The following is a 241-nucleotide window of genomic DNA, read 5'->3' as shown; positions in this document are numbered from 1 at the left end:
CCCGCCCCGACGCCGACGGCGGTGGTTGGATAGGCGTCGACCGCGGCCTCGCCGCCCTCCTCGTGGCCGCCGACACCGTCGGCCGACAGCGGCTGCGCGTCGATGATGCGCCGCGCCCGCTGCGGGCCGCCCTGCCCCGGCTACGGCGTCTGTCCCGCCAGGTCACCCGCAAACAGCGGGGCTCGCGCAACCGGGCCGAGGCTGTCGCCCGGCTGGCTCGTGCCCACCTGCGTGTCGCGAA

1 protein-coding gene is annotated in these 241 nt (G+C 77.6%); it reads left to right on the top strand.

What is annotated here, in order from left to right; genetic code table 11:
• Nucleotides 1-241 (top strand): transposase (locus ACNAVT_RS31935; RefSeq protein ID WP_416301730.1); only part of this gene is annotated, 241 nt, incomplete at both ends.

Source organism: Micromonospora sp. SL4-19 (assembly GCF_047921475.1).
Classification (GTDB): Bacteria; Actinomycetota; Actinomycetes; order Mycobacteriales; family Micromonosporaceae; genus Micromonospora.
This window is presented reverse-complemented; position numbering and strand designations above follow the sequence as displayed.